Genomic DNA, 6,128 nt, shown 5'->3' with positions numbered 1-6,128 from the left:
GGTAGTGGCGGCGGTAGCCGTAATCGTCGTCGCAATCCCAGTCGTCGCGCCAGCGGCGATGGCCGTAGCCGACCGGAACGCGCTCGTAGGTGACGACCCGTCGCGTCGCGTAGACCGGTTCCACCTCCTCGTAGGCGCGGTAGACCGGGCGGGGCCGGACGACCACGGGCGTCGGCCCGTAGCCGTCATACGGGGTGCCGTAGGAATAGCTGTAGGCGGGGGCGGCCTGGGCCGCAGCGCCGATCAGGGCGCCGGCCGCCAAGCCGCCGATGATGCCCGCCGCGATGGCGCCGCCGCCGCGGGCCTCGGCGGCGGTGGAAGCGAGGGTCCCCGCGCCGATCAGCGCGGCGGCCGAAAGCACAGCGATCCGTCTCATAACCTGACTCCGAATGCAGCGCGGGACCGCCGGGGCGATCCCGATCACGGAAGACAGAATGCCTAGGATTCGCTGCATCGACGCTGAAATGGGCTTGCAGCTTCTGTTCAGCTTTCGACCGGCGCGGCGGTCGCCGGTGCTTCCCGGATGTAGCCGCGCGAGATCAGACGGCTGCGCTCGCGGGTGCGCCGCTCGGCATCCATCAGGTCGGACAGGGCGTCGGCGATGGCGCAGCGGAGCGCGATGCCCGCGTCGCCGTCGGCGAAGCCGAGATAGGCGCGGCTGATCGCGTCGACCGGGCAGGCATGGTCCTTCTGGGCGGCGAGGGCCTGGGTCAGCATCGGGATCTCCTTCGTTGCTGCCGGAACGAAGAGAGAACAAGCCAGAAGGGTTAACGTTTCGTCAACGGGCCCGGCCGCCCCATCGCGACCGCCCGTCAACCCTGTGGATAACGGGGATTTGGCTACTCGCGGGCTGTGGATAGGCCTGTTCACGCCGGCCCGGCAGGCTCGCGGATCCCATCCCGGGGAATCGCGTGCTCCCCGTCAGCGGGACGGTTGCGCCACGGCGCCGACCGGGCCATCAGCGGAGGCGATGGCCGGCCCGACACCCGCACTGCCGATCGAGGCAGCGCTCCCCGCATTGCGCAGCGCGCTCGCCGCCCGGAACGCCGCCGTGCTGGTGGCGCCCCCCGGCGCCGGCAAGACCACGCGCGTCCCCTTGGACCTGCTCGACGCACCCTGGCTGGGCGCGAAAAAGATCATCCTGCTGGAGCCGCGTCGCCTCGCGGCCCGGGCCGCCGCCGCCCGGATGGCGCAGACCCTCGGTGAGGTGGTCGGCGGCACGGTCGGCCTGCGGGTCCGGCTCGGGTCGAAGATCTCGGCGAAGACCCGGATCGAGGTGGTCACCGAGGGCGTGTTCACGCGCATGATCCTCGAAGATCCGGAGCTCGCCGGCGTCGGCGCAGTCCTATTCGACGAATTCCACGAGCGCTCCCTCGACGCCGATCTCGGCCTGGCCTTCGCGTGCGACGCGCAGGGCGGGTTGCGCGAGGATCTGCGCATCCTGGTCATGTCGGCGACCCTGGACGGCGCCCGGGTCGCGCGGCTGCTCGGCGATGCCCCGGTCGTGGCCTCCGAGGGCCGGGCCTTCCCGGTGGAGACCCGCTACGCCGAGCGCGACCCGAACCGGCGGATCGAGGATTCGGTCGCCGAGGTGACCCTGCGAGCGCTGCGGGCGGATCCAGGCTCGGTGCTGGTGTTCCTGCCCGGACAGGCCGAGATCCGCCGGACCCACGATCTCCTGGCCGACAAGGTCGGGCCGGAGGTCCAGCTCGCTCCGCTCTACGGCGCGCTGACCCCGGCCGAGCAGGACCGCGCCGTCGCGCCGGCGGCGCCCGGAACCCGCAAGGTCGTGCTCGCCACCAGCATCGCCGAGACCTCCCTGACCATCGAGGGCGTGCGGATCGTGGTCGATTCCGGCCTCGCCCGGGTACCGGTCTACGAGCCGGGGCTCGGTCTGACCCGGCTGGTGACCGCCCGGGCGTCGCGCGCCTCGGTGGATCAGCGCCGGGGCCGCGCCGGCCGGACGGAGCCGGGGCTGTGCTGGCGGCTGTGGTCCGAGGCCGGCACCAACGCGCTCGAACCGTTCACCCGGCCCGAAATCCTGTCGGCGGACCTCGCCGGGCTGCTGCTCGACTGCGCCGCCTGGGGCGTCACCGACCCGCGCACGCTCAACTTCCTCGACCCGCCCCCTGCGGCCGCGCTCACGGAGGCCCGCGCCATGCTCGGCGCCCTCGGGGCGCTCGATTCCGACGGGCGGCTCACCGAGATCGGCACGAAACTGCGCGCCCTGCCGCTGCCGCCGCGGCTGGCCCGGATGGTGACGGTGGCGGCCGGGACGGGCCAGGCGCGGGCCGCCGACCTCGCGGCAGTGCTGGTCGAGCGCGGGCTCGGCGGCGACGGCATCGATCTCGACGAGCGGGTGGAGCGCTTCCGCCGGGACCGGGGCGGCCGGGCCGCGGATATGCGGCGCCTGGCCGAGAACTGGGCGCGGATCGCCGGGGGCGCCCAGCAGGACGACCGGGAAGCGGCCGGCCCGCTGCTGGCTCTGGCCTATCCGGACCGGGTCGCCCGAGCCCGGGGCCGGGAGGGCGAATTCGTGATGGCCAGCGGTCGCGCCGGCCGTCTCGACCCGGCGAGCCCGCTCGCCCGGGAGACCTATCTGGTGATCGCCGACCTCGCGGGCGCCGCCGGCAATGCGCGCATCCTGGCGGCCGCCACCATCGAGGCCGAGGCGATCGAACGGCTGTTCGCCGACCGGATCGAGGCCCGCACCGAGGTGACCTTCGATCCGCAAGCCGCCGCCCTGCGGGCCCGGGCGGTCCGGCGTCTGGGCGCGGTCAATCTCGGCGAGCGGCCGTTGCCGGTCCCGGCCGATGCGGAGTCCGCAGCGATCCTGGCCCGCGGCATCGTCGGCCTCGGCCTCGACCGCCTGCCCTGGACCCCGGGCCTGTCGCAATGGCGCGCCCGGGTGCGGTTCCTGCGCGCCGCGGAGGGCGGGGATTGGCCGGACCTGTCGGACGCCGCCCTGGCCGAGAGCGCCGAAACCTGGCTGGCGCCGGCCCTCGTCGGGCGCAACGCCCTGGCGGCGATCACCCCGGACGACCTCGCCGGCGCCCTGCAGGACCTTCTGCCCTGGCAGCTGCGCGGCCGTCTCGACGCCGCGGCGCCGACCCATGTCGAGGTGCCCACCGGCTCGCGCATCCCGGTCGATTACACCGAGGCCGAGCCGGTCCTGGCCGTCCGGGTCCAGGAATTGTTCGGCCTCGACCGGCACCCGACCGCGGGCGGCCGCCCCCTCGTCCTGCACCTGCTGTCGCCGGCGCACCGCCCGATCCAGATCACCCGGGATCTCCCGGGCTTCTGGCGCGGTTCCTGGGCGGCGGTGCGGGCGGAGATGCGCGGGCGCTACCTGCGCCACCCCTGGCCGGAGGACCCGCTGGCCGAGGCCCCGACCCGGCGCGCGAAGCCGCGCGGGACGTAAGTCCGCGGGGCATCGACCCTCTCAACGACAGGACGGACGCGACGCGATGACGACCGACCCGAAGACGTTCGATCCGGCATCCGAGGGCTGGGCGGAGGTGGAGGACCACGGGTTCATCGCCCATGTCGGCCCCCTGCATGTCCGAGCCGCGGACGGCGCCTACGCGTTCCGGGCCGAGCAGAAGCACGCCAACCTGATCGGCGTTGTCCATGGCGGCATGCTGATGAGCTTCGCCGACCGCGCGCTGGGCGAGACCGCGATGCGGGCGGCGGATGGTGCGAACTGCGTGACGATCCAGCTCGAGATGAAGTTCATCGATGTCGGCCGTCTCGGCGACTGGATCGTGGTGCATCCCCAGGTGGTCAAGCGCACCGGCTCCCTGGTGTTCATGCGCGGCGATGTCTGGGAGGGAACGCGCCTCGTGGCGTCGGCGGACGGCGTCTGGAAGATCCTGCGGCGCAAGCCCGGTTGATCGCCAGACGTTCCGCGCCATAATGCCGCGATCGCCAAGATCGAGATCGACAAACGGTCGGCAGATGGGGAGGAACGTCATGCGGCAACCGCAGGTTGATGCCATCAAGACTGGGCTCGCATTGCCGTCCCGGCGCGCGATGCTTGTCGGCGCCGGCGCTGCTCTGGCTTCCGCCACGAGCGCCTTCGGCCAGCCGGAACCGCCGAGCACGGTGACCAACCCGCCGCGGGACTTCCGGCCCGGCGCATCGCCGAGTACCTATTTCAACGATCCCGACGTGATCACGGTCGATCCGTCCTTCGAGCGTTACATCGTCCCCAACAGCGCGATTCGCCGTCTCTGGACCGGCGCGCTCTGGGCCGAAGGGCCGGCCTGGAACAGCCTCGGCCGCTTCCTGATCTGGAGCGACATCCCGAACGGCCGGCAGATGCGCTGGCTGGAGGAGGACGGCCATGTCGGCGTCTTCCGCAGCCACAGCAACAACTCGAACGGCAACAGCTTCGACCGCCAGGGCCGCCAGATCTCCTGCGAGCACATCACCCGCCGGGTGGTGCGCTACGAGCTCGACGGCTCCGCCACGATCCTGGCCGACCAGTTCGACGGCAAGCCGTTCAATTCCCCCAACGACGTCGAGCAGCACGCCGACGGGTCCTACTGGTTCACCGATCCGCCCTATGGCGGCCTTCTGTACGAGGGCACGCCGGACGAGGCGGGCGGCCCCTCGAACCCGCAGGGCCATCTCAATCCGCGGCTCGGCCAACCGGCCGGTCTCCGGACGAGCAAGCGCGCGCTTCCCAACGCGCTCTACCGGATCGATCCCACCGGCCGGGTCGACCAGGTCTTGACCGACGCGCAGGTGCCGAACCCGAACGGCCTGTGCTTCTCGCCCGATCACAAGACGCTCTACCTCTCCTCCACCGGCAAGGGCCCGGGCGATACCGGCCCCGGCGGCAAGGGCGAGGTATACGCCTTCGATGTCGGGACCGGCGCCAGCCTGTCGAACCGGCGGCTGTTCTCGGACTGCGTCGTCGACGGCGTGAAATGCGGCCCCGACGGGATGCGGACCGATGTCGACGGCAACCTTTGGGTGGCGAGCAACGCGGGCCGCGCCGTCGGTTACAACGGCGTCACGGTCTGGAACCCGCAGGGCAAGCTGATCGGCCGCATCCGCCTACCGGAGGTCTGCGGCAACCTCACTTTCGGCGGTCCGAAGCGTAACCGCCTGTTCATGACCGCGAGCCAGTCGCTCTACGCGGTCTACGTGAACACGCAGGGGGCGGGACCGGCCTGAGCGGGGAGGGCGGGTCGGGCAGGCGCCGCCTTTCGAGAGGTTCTTTGGAGCCTCTATCCAACTCAGGCTCCTCAAGCATGAGGACGGGGAGGAGGACATCCGTCTAGCCGGCCTGCGCGCGCTGCGGCGGTGCAGGCGGCGGACGAGGGCGACACGTCACAATCCAACCGTGGTTGCGGGGCCGCAGAAGCGCTATCTGTAACGGGCATGAGCGAGGATCCCGCCCCCGACCCGACCTTGAGCCGCCTCAGCGCCGCCCTGGGTGACCTGCCCAAGCGCGGGCTGCCGCCGGTCGACAAGTGGAATCCGCCCTATTGCGGCCCCATCGACATCCGCATCGCCGCGGACGGGACCTGGCACCACAACGGCTCCCCGATCCGCCGGGAGAAGCTGGTCAAGCTGTTCGCCTCGATCCTGCGGCGCGAGCCGGACGGGCGGGTCGTGCTGGTTACCCCGGTGGAGAGCGTCGGCATCACCGTGGAGGATGCCGCCTTCGTGGCCGTGGAGATGGCGGTCGACGGCGAAGGGCAGGGCCGGCGGATCTCGTTTCGGACCAATGTCGACGACCTCGTGAGCGTCGATTCCGAGCATGCCTTGCGCTTCGAGCAGGGCCCGGACGGGGCGTTGAAGCCCTATCTCCATGTCCGCCGTGGGCTCTGGGCCCGGGTGACCCGGGCGCTCACCTACGATCTGGTCGATCTCGCAGAGGAGCGCGTGATCGACGGGCGGCCGTGGCTCGGCCTCTGGGCCGGCGGCATCTTCCACACCATCGCCCCGGCCGAGGCCGCGTGAGCGACACGCGCGCCGATTTCCTCGCCCGCGCCGCGTCCCACCTGTCGCCGGACCCGCCGGGCCCGGACGACCCGACCTCGAATCCCCGCGGCGATCACAGCCTCGACCCGGACGGCAGCGCCGTGATCCCGCCGCCGCCACATCGGCGGGCC

6 protein-coding genes and 1 pseudogene are annotated in these 6,128 nt (G+C 72.0%); 5 read left to right on the top strand and 2 right to left on the bottom strand.

Going from position 1 to position 6,128, the window contains the following annotated elements; all coding sequences use genetic code 11:
• Positions 1-376, bottom strand: a 376-nt coding sequence (locus WYO_RS04025) for a hypothetical protein (protein ID WP_007559342.1), incomplete at its 3' end; no start/stop codon positions are given.
• Between the two features lie 107 nt (positions 377-483).
• Positions 484-717 (bottom strand): hypothetical protein, encoded by a 234-nt coding sequence (locus tag WYO_RS04020; protein ID WP_007559340.1) that lies wholly within the window; start codon positions 715-717, stop codon positions 484-486.
• 253 nt (positions 718-970) lie between these two features.
• Here WYO_RS04020 and hrpB point away from each other — a divergent pair, with 253 nt between their 5' ends.
• The 5 genes and pseudogenes from hrpB to WYO_RS32095 form a co-directional block, all read left to right on the top strand.
• Positions 971-3,421 carry an ATP-dependent helicase HrpB gene (gene hrpB / locus WYO_RS04015; RefSeq protein ID WP_007559338.1) on the top strand — a complete coding sequence of 817 codons (2,451 nt, stop codon included), beginning with the start codon at positions 971-973 and terminating at the stop codon, positions 3,419-3,421.
• Between the two features lie 46 nt (positions 3,422-3,467).
• Positions 3,468-3,893 carry a PaaI family thioesterase gene (locus WYO_RS04010; protein ID WP_007559336.1) on the top strand — a complete coding sequence of 142 codons (426 nt, stop codon included), beginning with the start codon at positions 3,468-3,470 and terminating at the stop codon, positions 3,891-3,893.
• A gap of 139 nt (positions 3,894-4,032) precedes the next feature.
• Positions 4,033-5,184, top strand: coding sequence for an SMP-30/gluconolactonase/LRE family protein (locus tag WYO_RS04005; protein ID WP_244424052.1), 1,152 nt, complete (start codon positions 4,033-4,035; stop codon positions 5,182-5,184).
• A gap of 207 nt (positions 5,185-5,391) precedes the next feature.
• A complete protein-coding gene (locus tag WYO_RS04000) occupies positions 5,392-5,976 on the top strand; it encodes a DUF1285 domain-containing protein (RefSeq protein WP_007559332.1) in 585 nt (194 codons plus the stop codon).
• Positions 5,973-6,128: pseudogene (locus tag WYO_RS32095) on the top strand (CoA pyrophosphatase); the annotation flags it as partial. The gene WYO_RS04000 and the pseudogene WYO_RS32095, both read left to right, overlap by 4 nt.

Origin of the sequence: Methylobacterium sp. GXF4, assembly GCF_000272495.1 — a bacterium.
GTDB classification, from domain to species: Bacteria; Pseudomonadota; Alphaproteobacteria; order Rhizobiales; family Beijerinckiaceae; genus Methylobacterium; species Methylobacterium brachiatum.
The sequence above is the reverse complement of the archived record's forward strand: the minus strand, read 5'-3'. Positions and strand labels throughout refer to the sequence as shown.